This window comes from Macellibacteroides fermentans (assembly GCF_013409575.1).
GTDB classification, from domain to species: Bacteria; Bacteroidota; Bacteroidia; order Bacteroidales; family Tannerellaceae; genus Macellibacteroides; species Macellibacteroides fermentans.
Map to the genome: position 1 here is coordinate 958295 of NZ_JACCCY010000002.1, position 21612 is coordinate 979906.

At 42.4% G+C, this 21612-nt stretch carries 16 protein-coding genes and 1 other RNA gene; 7 read left to right on the forward strand and 10 right to left on the reverse strand.

What is annotated here, in order from left to right; genetic code table 11:
- Window positions 1–51 precede the first annotated feature (51 nt).
- Entirely contained in the window at window positions 52–1410 is a 1359-nt protein-coding gene (nhaA, locus tag F5613_RS08925; RefSeq protein ID WP_179399470.1) for a Na+/H+ antiporter NhaA, read from the forward strand.
- Here nhaA and F5613_RS08930 read toward each other — a convergent pair.
- Entirely contained in the window at window positions 1400–1885 is a 486-nt protein-coding gene (locus F5613_RS08930; protein ID WP_179399471.1) for a GAF domain-containing protein, read from the reverse strand. The two genes, nhaA and F5613_RS08930, sit on opposite strands and share 11 nt — an antisense overlap.
- A 97-nt stretch (window positions 1886–1982) precedes the next feature.
- Between F5613_RS08930 and F5613_RS08935 the strand changes: the two genes are divergently transcribed.
- The 3 genes from F5613_RS08935 (at window position 1983) to F5613_RS08945 (ending at window position 5879) form a co-directional block, all read left to right on the forward strand.
- Window positions 1983–3356 carry an MATE family efflux transporter gene (locus F5613_RS08935; RefSeq protein ID WP_179399472.1) on the forward strand — a complete coding sequence of 458 codons (1374 nt, stop codon included), beginning with the start codon at window positions 1983–1985 and terminating at the stop codon, window positions 3354–3356.
- Window positions 3357–3388: 32 nt separating this feature from the next.
- Window positions 3389–4024 carry a cytidylate kinase-like family protein gene (locus tag F5613_RS08940; protein ID WP_179399473.1) on the forward strand — a complete coding sequence of 212 codons (636 nt, stop codon included), beginning with the start codon at window positions 3389–3391 and terminating at the stop codon, window positions 4022–4024.
- A 694-nt stretch (window positions 4025–4718) separates the two neighbouring features.
- Window positions 4719–5879: an ISAs1 family transposase gene (locus F5613_RS08945; RefSeq protein ID WP_179398492.1), complete on the forward strand. Its 1161-nt coding sequence runs from the start codon at window positions 4719–4721 to the stop codon at window positions 5877–5879.
- A gap of 135 nt (window positions 5880–6014) precedes the next feature.
- Here F5613_RS08945 and F5613_RS08950 read toward each other — a convergent pair whose 3' ends face one another.
- The 5 genes from F5613_RS08950 to rnpB all read right to left on the reverse strand — a co-directional run bounded on the left by F5613_RS08950 (window position 6015) and on the right by rnpB (window position 12567).
- The gene (locus F5613_RS08950; RefSeq protein WP_179399474.1) at window positions 6015–8549 is read right to left on the reverse strand and encodes a S9 family peptidase; all 2535 of its coding nucleotides are present in this window, start codon (window positions 8547–8549) and stop codon (window positions 6015–6017) included.
- 28 nt (window positions 8550–8577) lie between these two features.
- Window positions 8578–9387 carry a 4-(cytidine 5'-diphospho)-2-C-methyl-D-erythritol kinase gene (ispE, locus tag F5613_RS08955; protein ID WP_068183481.1) on the reverse strand — a complete coding sequence of 270 codons (810 nt, stop codon included), beginning with the start codon at window positions 9385–9387 and terminating at the stop codon, window positions 8578–8580.
- Window positions 9388–9412: 25 nt separating this feature from the next.
- Window positions 9413–10795, reverse strand: a complete 1383-nt coding sequence (locus F5613_RS08960; RefSeq protein ID WP_079683346.1) for an MATE family efflux transporter — start codon at window positions 10793–10795, stop codon at window positions 9413–9415.
- Window positions 10796–10805: 10 nt separating this feature from the next.
- On the reverse strand, window positions 10806–12164 hold the full coding sequence (locus F5613_RS08965) for a YihY/virulence factor BrkB family protein (protein ID WP_179399475.1): 1359 nt from the start codon (window positions 12162–12164) through the stop codon (window positions 10806–10808).
- A gap of 46 nt (window positions 12165–12210) precedes the next feature.
- Window positions 12211–12567, reverse strand: an RNA gene (gene rnpB, locus F5613_RS08970) — RNase P RNA component class A.
- Window positions 12568–12858: 291 nt separating this feature from the next.
- Between rnpB and F5613_RS08975 the strand changes: the two genes are divergently transcribed.
- Together F5613_RS08975 and F5613_RS08980 are read left to right on the forward strand one after the other, a co-directional pair.
- Entirely contained in the window at window positions 12859–14358 is a 1500-nt protein-coding gene (locus F5613_RS08975; protein ID WP_179399476.1) for a Do family serine endopeptidase, read from the forward strand.
- Window positions 14359–14492: 134 nt separating this feature from the next.
- The gene (locus F5613_RS08980; protein WP_079683345.1) at window positions 14493–15353 is read left to right on the forward strand and encodes a sigma-70 family RNA polymerase sigma factor; all 861 of its coding nucleotides are present in this window, start codon (window positions 14493–14495) and stop codon (window positions 15351–15353) included.
- A gap of 60 nt (window positions 15354–15413) precedes the next feature.
- Here F5613_RS08980 and F5613_RS08985 read toward each other — a convergent pair whose 3' ends face one another.
- Together F5613_RS08985 and F5613_RS08990 are read right to left on the reverse strand one after the other, a co-directional pair.
- A complete protein-coding gene (locus F5613_RS08985; RefSeq protein ID WP_179399477.1) occupies window positions 15414–15797 on the reverse strand; it encodes a DUF3859 domain-containing protein in 384 nt (127 codons plus the stop codon).
- 157 nt (window positions 15798–15954) lie between these two features.
- Complete coding sequence (locus tag F5613_RS08990) at window positions 15955–18051, reverse strand: S9 family peptidase (protein ID WP_218858903.1); 2097 nt, start codon at window positions 18049–18051, stop codon at window positions 15955–15957.
- 85 nt (window positions 18052–18136) lie between these two features.
- Between F5613_RS08990 and F5613_RS08995 the strand changes: the two genes are divergently transcribed.
- Window positions 18137–18613, forward strand: a complete 477-nt coding sequence (locus F5613_RS08995) for an SPOR domain-containing protein (RefSeq protein WP_079683343.1) — start codon at window positions 18137–18139, stop codon at window positions 18611–18613.
- Window positions 18614–18694: 81 nt separating this feature from the next.
- On the opposite strand, the gene nrdG is transcribed toward F5613_RS08995, so the two are convergent.
- Together nrdG and F5613_RS09005 are read right to left on the reverse strand one after the other, a co-directional pair.
- Window positions 18695–19162: an anaerobic ribonucleoside-triphosphate reductase activating protein gene (gene nrdG / locus F5613_RS09000; protein WP_179399569.1), complete on the reverse strand. Its 468-nt coding sequence runs from the start codon at window positions 19160–19162 to the stop codon at window positions 18695–18697.
- Between the two features lie 34 nt (window positions 19163–19196).
- The gene (locus tag F5613_RS09005) at window positions 19197–21584 is read right to left on the reverse strand and encodes an anaerobic ribonucleoside triphosphate reductase (protein WP_179399478.1); all 2388 of its coding nucleotides are present in this window, start codon (window positions 21582–21584) and stop codon (window positions 19197–19199) included.
- Between the last annotated feature and the right edge of the window lie 28 nt (window positions 21585–21612).

Below are 21612 nucleotides of genomic sequence, written 5' to 3' on the forward strand. Positions count from 1 at the left end.
TTACAAATAGAACTTATACTTTCAAAACAATATAAATAATTTAATAAGTGAATGGAAAATCGTATTAAGATTGTAGCGAAACCATTTAAGAAACTTGCAGTTCACAAACCAAGCTCGAGTATGTTGCTTTTTATTGCAACTTTTGTGGCTTTGTTTCTTGCTAATTCTCCTTGGTCTTCATTCTATGATGACTTTTTGGTAAGACCTGTTGTTTTTCAAATTGGAAGTTTCAATTTTTTCTCCCATCATGGAGCATCAATGAGTGTTCTGGCATTTGTAAATGATGCACTGATGGCTTTGTTCTTTCTTTTGGTTGGAATGGAGATCAAGCAGGAGTTTTTAGTAGGTGAATTGTCATCTTTCAGAAAAGCGATGTTCCCCATAGTGGGAGCGTTTGGGGGAATGATTGTTCCTGTTATTGTTTTTATTTTAATTTGCTCATCACAGCCCGAAATCAGAGGCGCTGCTATTCCAATGGCAACAGATATAGCTTTTGCTCTTTCTGTACTTGCTTTGCTTGGAGATCGGGTTTCGGTCAGTCTGAAAGTGTTTTTAACGGCATTGGCTGTTGTTGATGATATTGGTGGTATTATTATTATTGCACTGTTCTACAGTAGTCATGTAGTTATTCTACCCCTTATCCTTTCTTTTGTCGTTTTGTTGATTATTTATCTGGGAGGTAAACTTAGGGTAAACCATAATTCTTTTTACTATATCGGCGGCTTTATTGTATGGCTTTTGTTTTTGGAATCGGGTATCCATCCTACTATTTCAGGAGTACTTGTTGCCTTTACAATTCCAGCCCGGCCTATTGTAAATCTGGAAGGTTTTTCAGAAAATCTAGCACAGTATTTGCGCGTACTTCCTTTAAAACAGGAAGAGGTTACACCTAAAGCAACTGTTCTTTCCAATACGCAAATAAGAATTCTCCGCAAAATAGAGGAAACATCAGACAAAGCAATTAGTCCACTTCAAAACATGTCGGATTCTTTACACCCTTATGTTTATTATTTTATTCTGCCATTATTTGCCTTTGTAAATGCAGGTATCTCATTTAACAGCATTGAACCTTCCATGTTGATTGGAATTCCTTTGGGAGTTTTTTCAGGTTTATTCATAGGTAAAGCTCTGGGAATTTTTTCATTTGCTTACTTGTTTCTTAAATCTGGGATGGGAATATTCCCGCGTGGAATGAATGTGAAAAATCTTTTTGCTCTTTCTTTGTTGGGAGGTATCGGATTTACCGTATCGCTGTTTATTGCGAACCTATCCTATACCGGTGTGCCAGAAGTAGGAGCAAACCTTCTAAACCAGGCAAAACTTGGTGTATTTGCCGGTTCGTTGGTTTCCGGTTTATGCGGTTATTTTCTTTTAAAGAAAGTGTTGCCGCCGGCAAATGCTAAAGAATAAAACTATCGGAAAGTAATTCCGTAATCATTGTCAGGTAGCGGGCATCTGTAGTATCAAAACTATTAAGGTGCTCGCTATCTACATCTAATACTGCGACTACAGTTTTGTTAACCAATATTGGAACAACAATTTCTGATCTGGATGCCGAACTGCAGGCAATATGTCCCGGAAACTTATCTACATCCGGAACTAGCTGGGTTTGCTTTTCCTTCCAGGCAGTACCACACACTCCTTTGCCAAATCCAATACGTGTACAGGCAACAGGTCCCTGAAAAGGCGCTAACACAAGCTTGTCTTCTTTCACAACATAGAATCCAACCCAGAAAAACCCAAATACCTGCTTTAAGGCGGCAGCCACATTGGCCATATTGGCTACCACATCTGATTCTCCCTGAAGTAATGCTGCAATTTGGGGGACTAACTCTTCGTACTTTTCTTTTTTATTTTCTCCCTTAGAAATAATCTCTTCCGCCATATCCGAATATTTTAATGAACGGACAAAGGTATATATTTTAAGATAAATGCGTAACTTTGCAGACTCATAAATACCCGTGAAGGGCAAATAGATTCGTATGACAAAAGATAATTCACCCTTAGTTTTAGGTTCCGAACCCATAGGAAAGCTTTTAATGAAATATGCTTTACCTGCCATCATCGCAATGACAGCTACCTCGCTTTATAATATTGCCGACAGCATTTTTATAGGACATGGAGTAGGGGCGTTGGCTATTTCTGGTTTGGCAATCACTTTCCCATTAATGAACCTTGCAGCAGCCTTCGGATCTTTGGTCGGAGTTGGAGCATCTACGCTTATATCTGTAAAGCTGGGGCAGAAAGACTATGAAAATGCCAATAAAGTGCTTGGCAATGTACTTATTCTTAACGTGATAATCGGGGCATTGTTTACTCTTTTCGCATTGATCTTTCTAGATCCAATGCTGTACTTTTTTGGTGCCAGCGAACACACCATTCCCTATGCGCGAGATTTTATGCAGATTATCCTGATCGGGAACATCATTACGCATATGTATCTGGGATTGAATGCTGTGCTTCGTTCCGTTGGATACCCCAAGCTTGCGATGTATACAACCCTTTTGTCGGTTGTGTTTAACTGTGTGCTGAATCCTCTTTTTATCTTCGGCTTCGGGTGGGGCATCAAAGGATCTGCTATTGCCACTGTAATCTCTCAGGTATTGTCTCTTGCTGTTCAATTAATACACTTTGCCAATCCTAATCAGCTTATCAGATTTCGTACTGGAATATACGCTCTCCGAAAAGATATCGTACAAGGTATCCTGTCTATCGGAATGTCACCCTTTCTAATGAATCTGTGTTCGTGCCTGATTGTACTTCTTATCAACAGAGGGCTTAAAACTTACGGTGGCGATATGGCCATTGGGGCTTACGGAATTGTTAACCGGGTTTTGTTCCTTTTTGTGATGATTATAATGGGGCTTAACCAAGGTATGCAACCAATAGCTGGATATAATTACGGAGCCCGACTCTATCAAAGGGTTACTGGCGTTACACTACTCACTACCTATTGGGCTACCGGAGTAGCAACACTTGGTTTTCTATTGTGTCAATTATTGCCCGAATACATTGTAGGCATGTTTACTTCAGATCCTGAACTTGTTCATACAGCGGTAAATGGTCTGCGAATTGCTTTCCTTGTTTTTCCAATTATTGGTATTCAGATGGTTTCCACCAACTTTTTCCTATCCATTGGAATGGCAAAAAAAGCAATATTCCTTTCCCTAACCAGACAACTTATCTTCCTGATACCATTCCTTATCATTCTGCCTCAATACTTTGGAGCATTGGGCGTTTGGATCAGTCTTCCGTCTGCCGATTTTATTTCAACGATTGTAACTTTAATTGTGATTATCCGCCAGTTTGCAACATTTAAACGACTTAATGCCGCTGAAATAAAAGATAATCATTAATTTTAGGGCAACAATAAACGTATGCATGGATTATGGAAAACAAAATCATTGTAACAATTGGACGGCAATTTGGAAGCGGTGGACGCGAGATAGGTCAGAAACTTGCTGAAATATTAGGAATTGCCTATTATGATAAGGAATTGATGGCGATGGCTGCCAAAGATAGCGGATTGTGCGAAGAGTTTTTTGAGAAAGCCGATGAGCGCGTATCCGGCAATTTATCCTATGCTTTTTCTTTGGGGTATTCATATATGGGAGCCTACGCACCTTTTAATGATATTTTGTCAAATGATGGCCTGTTCAAGTTGCAGTCGGACACCATCCGGTCATTAGCCGAAAAGCAATCGTGTGTGATGGTAGGTCGTTGTGCCGATTATATTTTACGTAACGAGCCTTCTTGTATAAGTGTATTTATCCATAATACAGCAGAGAACCGGATCAACCGAATCATGGAATACGATAAAGTAACAGAACAAGAGGCCAAAGACCGTATGGCATCCATCGACAAATCCCGCTCTTCATATTATAACTATTACACCAACAAAGCATGGGGAGTAGCCTCATCCTATAATTTATCTATTGACGCTTCAATGTTGGGAATAGATGATACCGTACTGTTTATAAAGGATTTTGTAATGCGAAGAATGGAAATACTATCGCATCAATAACTTGATTATTGTATTCGTGAAACTAAGAACATGCTGACCAGTAGGTAATCTGCTGCCTGTTGTTAAGTCTTTATACTTACGGATAGTATTACAAAGTGTACGATGAACAATGCCTGAACTAACGAAGATCTATTCAGTATGCAGCTGGATACTGCAAGTTCAACATATGGATAACTTACGGTATGCAGCTGCATACTGAACGTTACACAGCTGCATACCGGATAGTTGCTCGTATATAACAGGGCAGACGCATATTATTTTAGAGCTAAAAGAGTAAGGATTATTACTTAATGTGTATATATATAATGCAGATATTCAATATATTAAACATAGCATATCTGACGTTCATAATTTATTGTATCAAAACATCGTCAATTTAAAATAAGATTAAAATAGCCATATTTAATATTAATCGTACATATTGTATGTGATAAAATTTGCTTTAAAAATAATAACCGTCTCTAAAAATTGGATGTATCTTTTTGCTACGACAACTTTGTTAAGTTAAAACTTTAATCAGAATATTTAAGTTCAGTTTGAAGTCATATTGACATTACTAAAAAGAGCCCAAAAACGGTAATTACAACTACGAAAAGAAAGATAATAAATCTTCAAAATAATCACTTAAACTCATTGATATCTCAGTAAAAAATCGTATATTTACCTTATTATCAATAGTTTAAATACATAAAATATGACATTGCTTGCTTTTGCTTCAAGTATCGAAGATTATCGTTTTGACAGAAATAAGGTTCACTCTGCAGAAACTATTATTTATATTACGTTAGCTGCCGTTATTTGCGGGGCCGAGACATGGAATGAAATAGAAGACTTTGGTCATTGTAAAATTGATTTCTTCTCTCGTACGATCCCTTCTTTTAATGGAATACCCTCACATGATACATTTAACCGATTTTTCACAGTCTTGGATACCTCATATTTTGAAAATCAATTCAGAGAATGGGTTAAATCCATATGTGGCAAGTATAAAGGCGTGGTTGCTATCGACGGCAAAACAATATGCGGAGCATATGAGTCTGAAGAGGCTAAATTATTCAGAGGTACCTACTTAAAACCATCGAGTCCCAAATATAAACTTCACATGGTAAGTGCCTGGGCCGCAGACAATGGAATAAGCCTTGGACAAATCAAGACAGAAGAAAAATCCAATGAAATTACCGCTATCCCCGAACTATTGGAAGCATTAGATATTAAAGAGTGTATAATCACTATTGATGCTATGGGATGTCAAAAGACAATAGCATCTAAAATAATAGACAAAGAAGCTGATTACGTTTTGGCTGTGAAAAACAACCATATGCATTTATACAAAGAAATAGAACATTTTTTCACCATTTGGAGTGCTGAGAAGCCCAACCGGGTAAGCGTTTACGAGAAGAGCGAGACTGGACATGGTCGTTTGGAAAAAAGAACTTGCATAGCCTGTGACAACCTATACTGGTTAAATACTAAAGACTTCACTCAATGGGCTGGTTTGAAAACATTTGCCTGTGTCATTACAGAGCGTACCGTTCCAGGCGAAAAAGGCCCTCGTAAACAAAAAGAAACCAGATACTATATTTCTTCATTAGCTTTAGATGCTGAATTAATCGCTAGTTCTGTCAGAAAACACTGGTCTGTGGAAAATAATTTACACTGGCAATTGGATGTCTCGTTTAATGAAGATTACGGAAGAAAGAAGAACAATGCTGCCGTCAACTTTTCGCTTGTCTCTAAAACAGCTTTATCTATGTTAAAGCACTATGAAAGTAAAAGTAGCATTGCTCGCAAAAGAAAATCAGCAGGATGGTCTGACGACGTTCTCCAAAGCATACTTTCTGTGGAGAAATTTTAATGCGTCTGCCCTGTCGTATATAAAAAGATAAAAGCTTAGGAGTCTTTTGTTTATGATCCTATAAGAAAGGCCAGAGCATTACTGCCCAGGCCTTCTTGATGTATTATATAAACAATGTGTATTGCTTTATCTGTCTTACAAGGTCCTTTCCGGATACAAGGTGTCCCACCAAGCGGAATCATCCTGCAGGTATTTTGCAAACCAGGCAAATATGGAGTTCTGCCATCCAATTCGTTTGCTGTAGCCAACAATTCCATGATTTTCGCCATCTACCTGAATAAACTCTACGGTTTTTCCAAGCAGTTTCAATGCAGCGAACATCTGTATACTTTCGCCTACAGGCACGTTGGTATCTGAATTTCCATGTAAAAGGAGTAGGGGAGTCTTGATCTTATCTGCATTGAACAGGGGACTTTGTTTCGTGAATAGTTCCGCATTGTTCCATGGATAGCTTCCGGCATTGGCAACGGCGCAATAGCCATATCCCCAATAGCCTTCACCCCAGTAACTGCTTAGTGCGCTGATACCGGCGTGACTAATGGCCGCCGCAAACAGATCGGTGCGGGTTTGCAGGTATTGTGTCATAAAACCACCGTAGCTTGCGCCGATACATCCAATCTTTTTGCTGTCTACAAAAGGGTGTTCATGACAGAATGTTTCTGTTCCCTTAATAATTTCATCGGCTGTAACCTTACCCCAGGCATTTACATGGCGGGCAGAGAATTCTTGTCCGAAGCCGGTTGTTCCACTGGGGTTCAATGTATACACAACATATCCTTGTGCCGCATACATGTGCATCGAATAACGAGCTTCCAAGGCTCTGTTTGTTGGCGATGTACCGCCGTAATAATAGACGATCATCGGGTATTTTTTGGTTTTGTCGAAGTTGGATGGCAGGTAATAACGTCCCTGGATTGTTGTCCCTTCATCCGAAATGAAATTCCAGTCATGTACTTCGCCAAATGTAATGTCTTGTAGTTTTTCGGCTGACAAATCGTAAACCAATCTGCTCTTGGATCCTTTCAGATCGTAGGTGTACAACCGGTTGGCATTGGAAACGCTCTGTCCGTAATACATCAGTACCGGAGCGGTCAGGGCAAGGCTGTATGAATTGATAACATCTTCCGTAACAGCTACAGGTTTAATCTGTCCCGTTTGCGGATTACAGCAAAATATACGTTGGTAATCTTTGTCTTCTGCCATGAAATAGATCTGCTTGTCGTATATATTCCATACGCCGCCTACTACACTGGGGTCAAACTCTTTGGTAAGGGCTTTTGCCTTACGAGTTGCAAGATCAAATACAAAAAGCTGACCGTCGTACGAGTTCGAGATCTGTCCCTCTTTTACTTTCAGTCCAATGCCATCGAATGCATCGCCCGATCCGGAAACCAGTAATTGTTTTCCATCCGGCGAAAAGGTAGCCTGACTTACATAAGGAGCTTTTTCCCACAAGGTATCAACCGCCATTGTCTGCAGGTCGAGTTTATAGGTGGAGTTTCTCGAAAAGGGTAGAGAAGTGAGTACCCGTTCACTGGTGCTGAACAATATATAGCGGCTATCGGCGCTAACGTCGTTCAGATACGTACTGTTGTGTCCGTAGGTCAACTGTTCCATCAGGCCTGTCGATAATACATACCGATGTATAAAACTACGGTTACGCCATCCCGGTAAGCGGTCGGACGGTTCAAGTACACGGATAAGGTCTGAATTTTCTTTGGGTCCTTCTTCTTCAATAGAGAAGAGCAGTGTTTTTTCATCCGGAGTAAACTGAAAACTGCCTTTAGGTAGATCGTCTACCAATTTTACTTTTTCCATTGTTTTGGGATCCATTACAATCAGCTCGGTTCCCTTCATACCCGTGGCTGTATAATATAGCTTGTTGCTTACAGGCATCCAGCGTGCATCTCTGGCAGAACCGTCTTCTGTAAACAATACTTTGCCTGTGGCAACATCGGTAAGCTGGGTATATTGTTTGCTTTTACCAGCAGTAAATCGTTCAATGTATTTTACCAACGCATACTTTCCGTTGGGTGAAAGGCTTACTCCCGAAAAGTCTTTGCCTTCAATAATATTATTTACCGTATAGCGGGCATTGGGGTTCACTGATGCTTCTACAACAGCTTTTCCTTTACTCTTAAACCCGGCTTTCAGTACAGGTTCGGCCGGATCGTTATCTGTAGTGAGGTATTTAATCACCACCTCGTAACGGCGGGGCTCAAGGGTGAGTTGCGATGAGGCAGATCCCGCTTTACTTTGAGTAGAGTCGACAGAACTCTTTTCGCACACTTTCTTGTCGTCTACGTATACTTCAAAGCGTCCGGTCCCTTCTACCTCCAAAGTTCCTTTTACAAAGCGATCGCTGTTCAGGTAAAACGAACATACATGCAGTCCGTTAATTCCTTTTTGATAGGCTAACCGAACAAATCCGGCGGTGTCGGTTTCCAATGTAGTGGCTTGTTGTAACACTTTCCCGAAAGCCAGAGGGGTTTTCATCAGGTTGTTAAGCTCAAAAGCTTTGCCGTTAACATTCAGACTGTCTGATATGACAGGCTTTTGAACGGCAAACGGTCCGGCGTGTTTAAATTGGCGGACTTTAATATCTTCTGCTGCCGAAACCGAAACAGATGCCAATAGCAGAAGACAAGCTGCGTTTTTTATTAAATTCATTATTCAGGTATTATGGTTTATATAACAATTACTGTAATTTTCCTTCCCATACAAAGCATGAGGTAAATTGGTCCTTCAGATTAGTCGGCTTTTTAAAGAGACCGAATACCGATGATCCGGAACCCGACATCGATGCATATACTGCACCCTCTTCGTAAAGAGCATTTTTTAGGGCTTCTATTACGGGTTGTTTCGCAAAAACACTCTTCTCAAAAGCGTTAAACATAACTTCACGCCATTCTTCTACAGGCATCTCGATGATCTTCTTCAGAGAGACAATGGGTTGAGCTGGTTTTACAAGAGAATAGGCTTCGGGGGTGGATACCGATATGTCCGGTTTGATCAGGCACAGGTGATAGTCTTGTAAAGACAGGTTAACCGGTTCAAAGATATTTCCGATACCTGAAGCAAAAACGGGTTTGTTTCGGATAAAGAAAGGACAGTCGGCCCCCAGGGTAGAAGCCATAAGTTCTAAATGTTCTTCCGGAATCCGGAGTGAACAAAACTCGTTTATAAGCTTCAGCATACATGCTGCATCGGCCGATCCTCCTCCCAATCCGGCTCCGAATGGTATGTTTTTCAGTAAACGAACCTCTAGCGGAGGGATATCGTATTGAGACTTTAAGAGATTCAGCGCCTTTATAACCAGATTCTTTTCTGCTGGGCCATCCACCGGAATTCCACTTTGTATGAACGTGGATTCGTTGGACTGCACCACTTCAAGTGCATCCTTAACAGGAATAGGATAGAATACCGTTTCGATGTTATGATAACCATCCGGTCGCTTACTTACAATATCCAGTCCCAGGTTAATTTTGGCATTAGGGAAACAAATCATATATTTTCTTTTTAGATATTCAACGTTACTTTTTCCCGTGGTCGATCAGGCATCTTTTTTTCCAGTGGCCTCCCTTATAATAAATATAAGTAGCCACCATGCCCAAGGCTATACTTAATCCGATTGCCCACCATATTCCGGTCCTTCCAAGCTCTCCGCTAAGCCAGTAGGCAAGCGGAATGCGGATGATCCATAGAGTAATCAGACTGGTAACCATAGTGAACAGGGTGTCGCCGGCGCCTCTGAGGGCTCCGTTATATACATTTAATGTGCCATGTATAATGAAAAAACCGCCTACAATCAATAGATATTCTTTACCGATGGCGATTACTTTCGGATCGTGGGTAAAGGCTCTCATCAATTCTTCGCCAAAGAAGAAAACGGCTGCAAAGGCCAAAAGGCTGAATACGGCATTCACACTCATTGAAAAACGAAGTCCGGTTTTTACGCGGTCGAATTTTCCGGCCCCGATGTTCTGTCCTGTAAAAGCAGCTAAAGCACCCGAAAGAGTCAGTATTGCCTGAGTAATGATCGTATCTATTTTGCCTGCAGCCCCATAAGCTGTCAGTGTGTCTGTGCCAAAACTGTTTACAATACCCAATAAAGCAATCAGTCCCAACGAGATGGCGCATTGCTGTACGCTGGTGGGGAGACCGATCCTGAGGCCTTGCTTGAACAGTTTCATATCAAAGACCAGGTCCTCCTTCTTGATAGAAAGTAAGGGATGGCGGTCGTTGATATAGAAAAGAGCTATACACATGGCGATTCCCTGAGCTGCTACGGTTGCCCGTGCCGCACCTTCAATGCCCCAACCGAATCCAACAATAAATAATACGTCGAGCACCACGTTTAGCAGGGTGGAGACAAGGATAAAAATCATAGGACGATTTGACTCTCCAATGCCTCGCAGAATAGAAACGATGCTGTTGAATGTTACAAACAGGAATGTACCTCCTATATAGATCTTAAAGTATTTTACAGCCTCGGGTATAACTTCGGCAGGGGTGTTGGTTAGTCGGAATATAGGTTCGGCAAATATGATTCCCACTATCGATAAAATGATTCCGGAAACCAGCATGAATATAAAGAAAGACGAAAAAGCCCGTTGCACCATTTTATACTGGCGTGCACCGAAGTATTGCGATACAACCACCGATACACCGCTTCCAATTCCTATTACGAGCGAAATGATAAAATAATAAATGAAAAAAGAGGCACTAACGGCTGCAAGCGCTTCTTTACCCAAAAACTGTCCTACTATGATGCTGTCGGTTATATTATATAACTGTTGTAGTATGTTGCCAATAAGTAACGGAACTGCAAATCGTACAATCACCCTCCACACAGGGCCCCTGGTTAGGTCGCCCGTTCTTACCTCTTCTGTACTGGTCCAATTTTGATTTTCCATTCACTTCTGTTTACAGGTCTTTCAGCAAAATTTTGTCATTTGCCTGATACATGTCATTTCTGGTTTTAAGTAATGTTTCCCACTCCCGGTTTACAAGTCCCGAAGTGTCTATCTTGAAGTTTTCGGAACCGAATTCATCCATTTTACTTAGCAGGTAACTTACCGTAATTTTATGAATGTCTAACGCCGGTTGATAATACATAACCCGATCGTCTTCTCCATAGTTTACCTCAATGATGATTTTTAACTCTGTAAGATGATACAATATCTGAGTTGTGATACGGATAGGGATACAATATTGTTCGGATATTTCATCTGCAGTATAGGGTTTCTCTCCCTTTTCAAACCGCTTTACAATTAGGGAAGCGATCAGTAAAGTTAGGAAATCATTGTAACGTCTGCTGATACTTTTGGTGTCGCGGTCGAAACTGAACTTCTTTACATTCTGAGATGCGTAGGAAAGTTCGGCTCCGAAAAGACAGATCAACCACGAGAGTTGCAGCCAGAGTAACAAGAGTGGAAGGGCTGCAAAGCTACCATAGATGGCGTTGTATTTAGAAACCCAAATCTGTCCGCTGATGTATATAAACTGAAAAAACTGAAAGGCACAACCGGCAATGACACCGGCAACCAGACCGTTTACAAACTTAACCTTGGTGTTGGGCAACGAGATGTACAATGCCGTAAAGGCCATGATGGTGATAATGTAGGGAGCAACGTTCAGTATCACGCCAACTATAGGGCTGAGCAACACAAACTCGCTGAGGTAGGTGCTCTGCATGGTAGACATGAAAATTGTCGAACCACTCGAGATAGTCATAAGTAGCGGCAATACAATGAAAAGAGCCAGGTAGTCTGTTATCTTACGGTGCCACGGACGTGACTTCTGGATTTGCCATATGTCGTTAAAGGTATCTTCTACAGACGATATCAGGTTGATTACTGTATAAAACAGAAGCAATAATCCGATTCCAATAATTACGCCACCCTGGGCCTCGGCCAGATAACGTTCTACATACTCGAATGCTTTAATCAGTTCGAGCTCGTGCCCCGGAAAATAGGTGAAAAATTCCTGTCTAACAGTATCCTGAAGTCCAAATCCCTTGGCAATTCCAACAATAACAGCCAACATGGGAACGATGGAAAGAAGCGTGCTGAAGGTAAGTGCCGATGCTTTGGTTTGCAACTCCTGATTAATAAACCCCCTTACAGCCAAAATGACAGTCTTTATCGCATTAAAATAAAAGACCTTCAGTCCGCTGACTTCACTTTCTGTTATCCGCCAGATGTCGTAAGTGATAAAGCGAATTGTCCACGACAATAATTCGTTTACGCGTTCGCTGAATGGTATTTTCTCCTTATTTTTCATACGAAAATCATTACGTGCTCTTTTTAAGATAAACATTCAAAAAAAGAATTGCAGCAGACCTATAAGCCGGGTTCTGTACCTTTGTCCGAAAACAAAGGCGCCTGCCATTTATCTCGACCAGTTGTCGCCAACTGGCTCTAGCGGTCTACCCCCCGGCATCGGACGAGCAATCCTACTGCGCCGGTATACATGACCTTACAACCCATAAGACGTACGGCATCGCGTATTGCTACGCAACCCGGTGAGCTCTTACCTCACCTTTTCACCCTTACCGGCATGCCGGCGGTTATTTTCTGTTACATTACTCTGCTCTCACAAACAGCTTCCCGTTAGGAAGTATGGTGCTCTGCGTTGCCCGGACGTTCCTCCCACATAGAATGTGAGCGACAGACCGGTCTGCTGCAATGACGCAAAGATAGATTTTTTTTGTTGATTTCTCCTATTATTATGTCAGTAAAGAAAAAACATTCTGCCGTAGTTGCTGTTATAATACATATATGATGACCTTTTGACAGTTGATTATTTCTTAAAAAAGTACCTTGTTATACCTGTTACTGTTAACACCGGTTAAGCAATGAGTATGAGGAGTTAAAAGAGATAAAAAATAACTGCAAAAAAGAATAATTGCACGTTTTTTGAACTTAATTTGTCGCAAGAAAAGTGTTAAATTTAAGTTTTAAAAAATAAGATGAATATGAATACAACGATGAAAAATGTACTTGGTATTGTCTTGGTAGCGGTAGTTAGTTCCGGTCTTACTATTGGAGCAAACGCTTACATGAACAGACAGCATGCGAATGTTGCTACAGTAGATAACTCGTATGGATTTAATCAGCCTTTGCGACTAACGAACTACAGCGGTGTTGCAGCCGAGAATACGGATTTTACAATGGCGGCCGAACGCTCGGTACACGCTGTTGTGCATATCAAATCGGTAACAGAAGTTCAGGTGTCCGGCGGACAATACATGGATCCGTTTGAATTCTTCTTTGGAAACGGACGCGGAAATCAGCCAAGACAACCGCAAAAGCGGGTAGGAGCCGGTTCGGGCGTTATTATCTCGACAGATGGTTATATTATTACAAATAATCATGTTATCGACGGAGCATCGGAATTGGAAGTTACGTTAAACGACAACAGGAAGTTCAAAGCCAAAGTGATCGGTTCGGATCCTTCAACAGATATTGCACTTATAAAAGTAGATGCCAAGGATCTTCCCACCATCCCGTTTGGTGATTCAGAGCAACTCAAAGTGGGAGAATGGGTATTGGCAGTAGGTAATCCTTTTAATCTTACTTCTACTGTAACAGCAGGTATAGTAAGTGCAAAAGGCAGGTCTATTTCCACTGGTAGCGATGAAGATGTAAGTAAGATACAATCATTCATTCAGACCGATGCGGCTGTAAATCCGGGTAACAGCGGAGGAGCTTTGGTAAATACCAAAGGAGAACTGGTTGGTATTAATACGGCTATTTATTCTGAAACAGGGAATTTTGCCGGATATTCATTTGCAGTACCTATGAGTATTGCCGGTAAGGTTGTACAGGATTTAAAACAATATGGTAATGTTCAGCGAGCCATTCTGGGTGTTTCTATTCTCGATGTATCAAAATTAAATGATGAACAGAAAAAAGATGTGAAAGTAACCGAAGGAGCTTGGGTTGGTGGATTTGCAATGCCTAGTTCGGCTAAAGATGCAGGAGTTGAGATTGGAGACGTGATTGTTGCCGTTAATGATGTTGCCGTGCGTTCTACCAGTCGTCTGCAAGAGGAGATCAGTAAGTACAGACCGGGTGACAAGGTAAAGATTACCGTAAACCGCAAGGGTGTGCAGAAAATATTCAATATTGAATTACGTAATATGCAAGGTAATACCAAAATACTTGATAAGGCAGATCCTTCTGAAGTATTAGGTGGAGCATATCAAGAGCTGTCCGATAAGCGCAAGAGGGAACTGGGGGTTAACTACGGTATCGAGGTAACAGGTGTAACTAACGGTAAGTTGAAAGATGCGGGCATAAAGAAGGGATACATTATCATGTTGGTGAACGACGAAAAAATTAGTACTCCCGAAGATCTTGAACGTATTGTAGATAGTATTCTAAAAGGCAGATCGAGCGAACAGGGACTGTTTATCAAAGGATTTTATCCGAACGGTAAAACAACTTATTATGCGATCAATCTATCAGAATAAAGGTTAAAAGGATAGTTAATAGGCAAAAGATTGTTAAAGGTTTTTAATTGGTCGAGGCATAGGGTGCCCTCGGCCAATACTTTCAATTATTTTTGTTATCTTTGCACCCCGAATTTGTCAATTAAATTAATTGAATGAGACAGTTAAAGATTACAAAGTCCATCACCAATCGCGAAAGCGCTTCATTGGATAAGTATCTTCAGGAAATTGGCCGTGAAGACCTTATTACAGTTGAAGAGGAAGTAGAATTGGCGCAGGCTATTAAAAGAGGAGATCGTAGAGCGTTGGAAAAATTAACCAGGGCTAATCTGCGTTTTGTTGTTTCAGTTGCTAAACAGTACCAGAATCAGGGATTAAGTTTGCCCGACCTTATTAACGAAGGAAACCTCGGACTGATCAAGGCAGCAGAGAAGTTTGACGAAACGAGAGGCTTTAAGTTTATTTCGTACGCTGTATGGTGGATTCGTCAGTCCATTCTTCAGGCTTTGGCAGAACAGTCAAGGATTGTTCGTTTGCCCTTGAACCAGGTTGGCTCGCTGAATAAAATCAGTAAGGCCTTCTCTAAATTCGAGCAGGAAAACGAGCGCAAACCTTCACCGGAAGAGCTGGCCGATGAATTGGATATTCCTGTAGATAAGATTTCGGATACACTGAAAGTGTCCGGACGTCATATCTCTGTGGATGCTCCCTTTGTGGAAGGCGAAGACAACAGCCTTTTAGATGTGCTTGTGAATGACGATGCTCCCATTGCGGACCGTGCGTTGATGAACGAATCATTGGCTAAGGAAATTGACAGAGCATTAGCTACGTTAACCGAAAGAGAATGCGAGATAATCAAAATGTTTTTCGGTATTGGAAGTCAGGAGATGACACTAGAAGAGATTGGCGACAAATTTGGCCTCACTAGAGAGCGCGTCCGCCAGATCAAGGAAAAAGCAATCAGAAGATTAAGACAGGGTACTCGTAGCAAACTGCTCAAATCGTATTTAGGATAACTTCGTAAAGCGGTTGTCGCAAGGCCTTCAGTCGGCAGACTGAGGGCCTTTTGTTTTTTATTACACCAGTATAAATTGTTTTCCGGCTACCTCTTTCCCTTTGTAGTACACCGAAAGTTTCCAGATACCTTTTTTGTCTTCCACAGGTTCCCATACAGTATCTCCCAGAAAAAAACGGAAATCGTTGCTGCTTATATAGTAGGTGCCTTCAAAGGGCGGAGCTATATTCCCTTGTTCATCTGTAAATGGTGGATGGTCGATCCTATATTCCAATACTTCTCCTTTTGCTTTTTTTACAGACAAGATCAATCCGAATTCTACACCGGTTTCAGCATTTATCTCGAGTGTGTGTTTGCGTATTTTAGGAAGCTCTTTGGATTCGCGGTCCCATGCTGTATATAGTCCAAAGCTGCAGATTTCGAATTCAGGTTTTAATCTTGGCATACATGAAAATAATTTGGATTTGTATTAAATGCAAATATAGGCTTTTTGCAGGATAAGGAAAACCGTATAAAAAAAGATGCCGGCTAAAGGGGGTAACCTTTGCCGGCATCTTACAGGGAAGTATACTTATTTGTACTCTTTACCTTTAAAGAAGATGCTATTCCTTAAGCCATTTGTCTAACCAACGGAAGAACACACGTTGGAACAGTATACCGTTTTGAGGCTGAGCTATCCAATGGTTTTCGTCGGGGAAGATGAGCATTTCGGAAGGAATACCTCTCAACTGAGCTGCATTAAAGGCGCTCATACCCTGAGAAGCCAGGATGCGGTAATCTTTTTCGCCGTGAGTTACCAGAATAGGGGTGTCCCATTTGTCTACAAACTTATGAGGAGAGTTGGCAAAGGTGCGTTGGGCTGTAGCATTGCTTTTATCCCAATAGGCTCCACCCATATCCCAGTTGGCAAACCACATCTCTTCGGTTTCAAGGTATTGTTGCTCCAGATTGAATATACCTGCATGAGCGATAAAGGCCTTAAAGCGTTTGTTATGGTGTCCGGCAAGCCAGTACACTGAAAAGCCTCCGTAGCTTGCGCCTACAGCACCCAGGTGGTCTTTATCAACATAGGGTTCTTTTGCCAGCTCGTCGATGGCTGAAAAGTAATCTTTCATATTCTGACCGCCGTAATCGCCACTGATCTGCTCGTTCCATTCTTGTCCGAAGCCCGGAAGTCCCCTGCGGTTCGGAGCTACCACGATGTATCCCTGTGATGCCATGATGGCCAGGTTCCAGCGATACGACCAGAATTGACTTACTGTGCTTTGCGGACCACCCTGACAGTACAGAATAGCCGGATATTTCTTGGCAGGATCAAAATGAGGAGGATATACCACCCAGGTAAGCATTTGCTTGTTGTCGGTTGTTTTGATCCAACGGGATTCCGACTTAGGCATGTTTAGCTGATCCAGAATGGCTTTGTTCTCGAAACTTATTTCGGTCGCTTCGCCGGATTGTGTATTTACAGCAAATACTTCGGAAGGGTTTACCTGCGACTGGCGGATAGCTGCCATTGTATTACCAACCGAATGCATGCTTACATAGTCGTACTGACCATTGGTAATCTGACGGATCTGCTTGTCGGCAACGCCTACCTGCCAGATATGGGTTACAGCCTCTTTACAAGCAATCATGTACAGCGATTTTCCATCGGGAAGCCACTGGATGGCATCCGCATTATAATCGAACGACTGTGTCAGATCTTGCTTTTCGCCGGTTTCGAGATTGGCAACAAAGAGTCTTTTTTTGTCAGATTCGTATCCGTCGCGCTCCTGACTTACCCAGGCGATGGATTTACCGTCGGGCGAGAACTGGGGCATAATGTCGTATCCCATCATTCCTTCTGTAAGGTTGCGGGTGTTTTTACTTGCCAGGTCGTAAATGTAAATGTCTGAGTTGGTAGATAACGCATACGCTTTACCCGTTTTCTTTCTGCTGGCATAGGCAATCAGTTTGCCATCCGGGCTCCAGGCCAGGTCTTCAATTCCGCTGTTTGGTTTCATCGGACACTCAAAAGGCTCACCTTCCATAATGTCTGCCATGTCCGTAAGTCCGCTTTCAGTTACAGAAGCAACAAAAGGATGAGGAACGGTTTCCACCCATTCGTCCCAATGCTTATAAAGTAAATCATCTACAACACGCCCGGTAGCCTTGGGAAGATCGGCATATAAATCCACGGTACGTTGTCCGAATTTAATGTCCTGGATGTATAACACCTTCGATTCGTCCGGCGAGAGAGCAAAAGCATTGATCCCGTTTTCGAGCTTGCTCAACTGTCTGCGGTTACTTCCGTCTGCATTCATCACCCAAATCTGCGAAGATCCGCTTTCGGATGATAGGAAGGCTATCTCTTTACCGCCTTTAATCCAAACAGCATTTTGTTCGCTTTGGGGAGTTTCTGTAATCTGTTTCTTGTCGCTGCCATCTGCATTAACAACAAACAACTCGCGATTGCCTTTATTCTGTTCAACACTGATAAAGGTAACTCCGTAAAGAACTTTGCTCCCATCCGGAGAAACTTGTGCATCACTTACGCGGGCCATGCTATACAGTACTTCTGGAGTAAGCACTCCATTTTCCGATTTCACCTCTGTACGTTTGATCAGGGGTGCTGCTTCGTCCGTTTTTTTAGTTTCCTGCGTACAGGCGCCAAGTAAAACGGATGTTGCCATTACCATTGTTCCGATAGATTTATTCATTAATTTATATTATATTATATTTTGAATGCGAAAGTACTAAATTTAATTTATATCTTTGCATATCTAAATTTAAGAACTGACTGGTATGAAGAAGATTTGGTTATTTGGAGCCGCTATCGCTATGGTTGTGTCGTTCGGCTCATGTAAACCTAAACAGAGTGCTTATAAGGCCGCTTACGAACAAGCAAAAGAGAAAGAGATGACTACAGCTCCCGCACAAGTTGAGGAAGAGGTGATTGCTCCGGTATCAAAGCCCAGAACATCAAGTGCTGCGGTTCGTCAGGAAAGAGTTACTGCTGTTACAGGTGAAGACGCAAACGGTTTGAGACGCTACAGCGTTGTAATCGGTAGTTTTAAAAATAAAACAAATGCATATGCATTGAAAGAACGTATGCAGAATGCAGGTTACAAGGCAATCCTTGCTCAGAACGAAGAAGGTATGTTGCGTGTAATTGTTTCAAGTTTCGATGAAAAGGCTGATGCTGCTGATAGCCGCGATGCCATTAAAGCAAAATATGCACCTAATTTCCAGGATGCCTGGTTGTTGGAAAGACAATATTGATTTTGCAATTGAATATCTGAAGCAACAGGCTGCAGGTTATAAAACAAGGGAGATCCGGTTTCGGACCTCCCTTGTTTTGTATCAGGAGTTTTTATGCAGATGTATGATTCGCTGGTTGCTGCTTCCTCTGAACGCCAGCGACGGGTTAAATAATTCCCGGTCGAAACGGCCGTCCACAAGCACATCGATGTAGGGAAGACAGGCCTTCAATGCCGTTGATTGCACCATCTCTTCGTACGTATAGCCTGTATAGCACCAGACTGGCAGGTTTGTTTTCTCCTTCAATATTTTAAGAAGCATCCGGGCACCTTCTGGGTGGAACATCGGATCTCCCCCCGAGAGAGTGATGCCATCTAATAGGGGATTCCTGCAAATCTCTGTCAGCATATCTTGAAGCATCTCTTCCGTAAGCAGCGTTCCTTGCTGTGGGTTCCAGCTTTCGGGATTGTGGCAACCCGGGCAGTGATGACTGCAGCCCGAAAGGTAGATGGCATACCGAAGTCCGAAACCATCGGAGATGGTCTCGGGATAAATATTCAGTACGCGTATGTTTTGGGCGATCAGTTGTTTAACGTCATCCATCTTACCGGTGCTTGATGCGATCTTTTTCTTCAGCCTTTTTTGATGAATTCCAGCTATCCAGATTTCCGGTAAGATAACCTGTGATACGGCGCAGACGCAGTATGTTTTCTCCACGGCATACCGGACATTTGTCGTATATCACTCCCTTGTACCCGCATTGTTTACAGGTGTCTACCGGATGGTTGATAGAGCCGTACCCAATCTGCTGATCATACATAACCTTTACAATCTTAAGAATGGCGGAAACATTCTTCTTCGCTTCGCCGTCCAGCTCCACGTATGTGATATGTCCCCCTCCGGTGAGGGCATGAAAAGGGGCCTCTTTCTTTATCTTTTCAAGGATAGATATTGGTTCCTTCACGTCGATATGAAATGAATTTATGTAGTAGTCGCGATCGTTCACGCCGGGGATGATGCCGTAAACCTTCCGGTCTATCTTAGTAAAACGTCCGGATAATCCTTCGGCTGGTGTTGCCAGAACAGAATAGTTGAGTTTGTATTTATCCTTGTATTCGTTTACCACCTGATTCATCACCTCGAGGGTTTCGTACAGGGTTTGCCATGCCTCCATGTGGCGTGCATGACCTTCGCCATAAAGAGCCACCATGGCATTGTGACCGCCGATAAAGCCAATACCCAGAGTTCCGGTTCGAATGATATCGCCCACTTCATCGTTTGCCTGCAGCGTTGATCCTCCTTTCCAGACATCGTTGCCCATCATAAAAGGAAACTGACGGGCCAGAGCGGTGCGTTGGTATTGATAGCGATCGTACAGCTGTTCGGCAATAAGTGCACACATGCTGCGTACGGATTCTATAAAAAGCTGTTTTGCCTCCTTGCGGATAGTGTGTTTGTCGCCGTCCGGATGTAATTCTTCTGCCTCCCGTCTTGCCTTGATTGCCAGACGAGGCATATTTAAAGAGGTGAAGGACAGGTTCCCTCTGCCCAGCGAACTCTTTTCGCCGTGCATATTTTCGTATACCCGCGTACGGCATCCCATGGATGCCACTTCGTAACGATATCGTTTCGGATCGTCTGCTTTCCAAAGGGGATTCTGGTTAAAGGGGGTATCCAGAAAGATAAAATTAGGAAACAAAGCAACCGAGGTTGTCTTGCAGGCTTCCAGTAGCAGGTCGAAGTTAGGCGCATCAAAAGCAATCTCTCCGCTCATGGCCTTATCGAAATCGGCCATGGCCTTGTTATAATCGGCTTCGGTATAAGAAACGCCCTCTTTCACCTTAAATATCTGTATCGGGAATACCGGAACTTCTCCTTGTCCCAATCCTTCGCTTGTGGCGGCCAACAACTCCCTTATAAGCAGGCGTCCTTCGGCCGAAGTATCCGTTCCATAGTTGATGGAGCTGAAAACCACCTGGTTTCCTCCACGGGAGTGCATGGTGTTTAGGTTATGGATGAATCCCTCCATGGCCTGGTGGGTATCTTTCCGGGTGGCTTTAAGCGATCGTTCCCAGATAGCTGAAAGATTTTGAGAGGAAAGTATAATATTTTCCTGTTTCAGCATTTCCAGAATTACCTCAGATTGCTCTTCACTCCATTGAATGGACTGGATAGATCCGGTAAGCCGGTTACGCAGTTGACTCTCGTTGGAGTCTGCGTTATCCCGACTGATGTTATGAAGAAAAGAGATAAAAGTGGTAAGGTGTTTTATAAAGGTCTTGCGAACGCCTTTAGCCATAAAGAAATCGAATGCCGGAATGGATTGTCCACCGTGCTGTTCGTTCTGGTTTGTCTGAAAAATGATGGTGGCCAGTGTCGCATAGCTCTGTATCGACTGTGGGGTACGGATGGAACCGTTCTTTGTACGGAATCCTCTTTCAAAAAGATCGTCCAGGTCGTACTGTATGCAGGTGGTTGTTTTGGTTGGATAATAATCAAGGTCGTGTATATGTATATCGCCGTTGCGGTGTGCTCTTGCATACTTAATACCCAACAGGTATTTATTGGCATAATCTTTGGTTACCTCCGAGGCGAATGTCATCATCTGACCGGCAGGGGTGTGGGCAGACATGTTGGCATTGCTCAGATTCACATCATTTTTCTCGATAGCCACAATCCCGTCCATCACCTGTTTCATGTGTGTCTTCTTATCGCGCTCGATGGTACGCCATTCACGATAGATAATATACTTTTTGGCTACGTAAGGGTTGCGTACCATAAGTTCTTTTTCTACCAGATCCTGAATCTCTTCCACACTGATTTGAGTGCCCACAATTGCCGAGGCTACTTTCTCGGCAACTTGATCGATGGTACTGTTTTCTTCCTGAATGCCACTCGCTCTGTATGCTTTCAGAACCGCATTCTTAATCTTGTCGATGGAAAAAGCTTCGCTCATACCATCGCGCTTGGTAATTAAAATGTTCGAATACATCTTGTATAACTTGTTTGAATGTTCATAC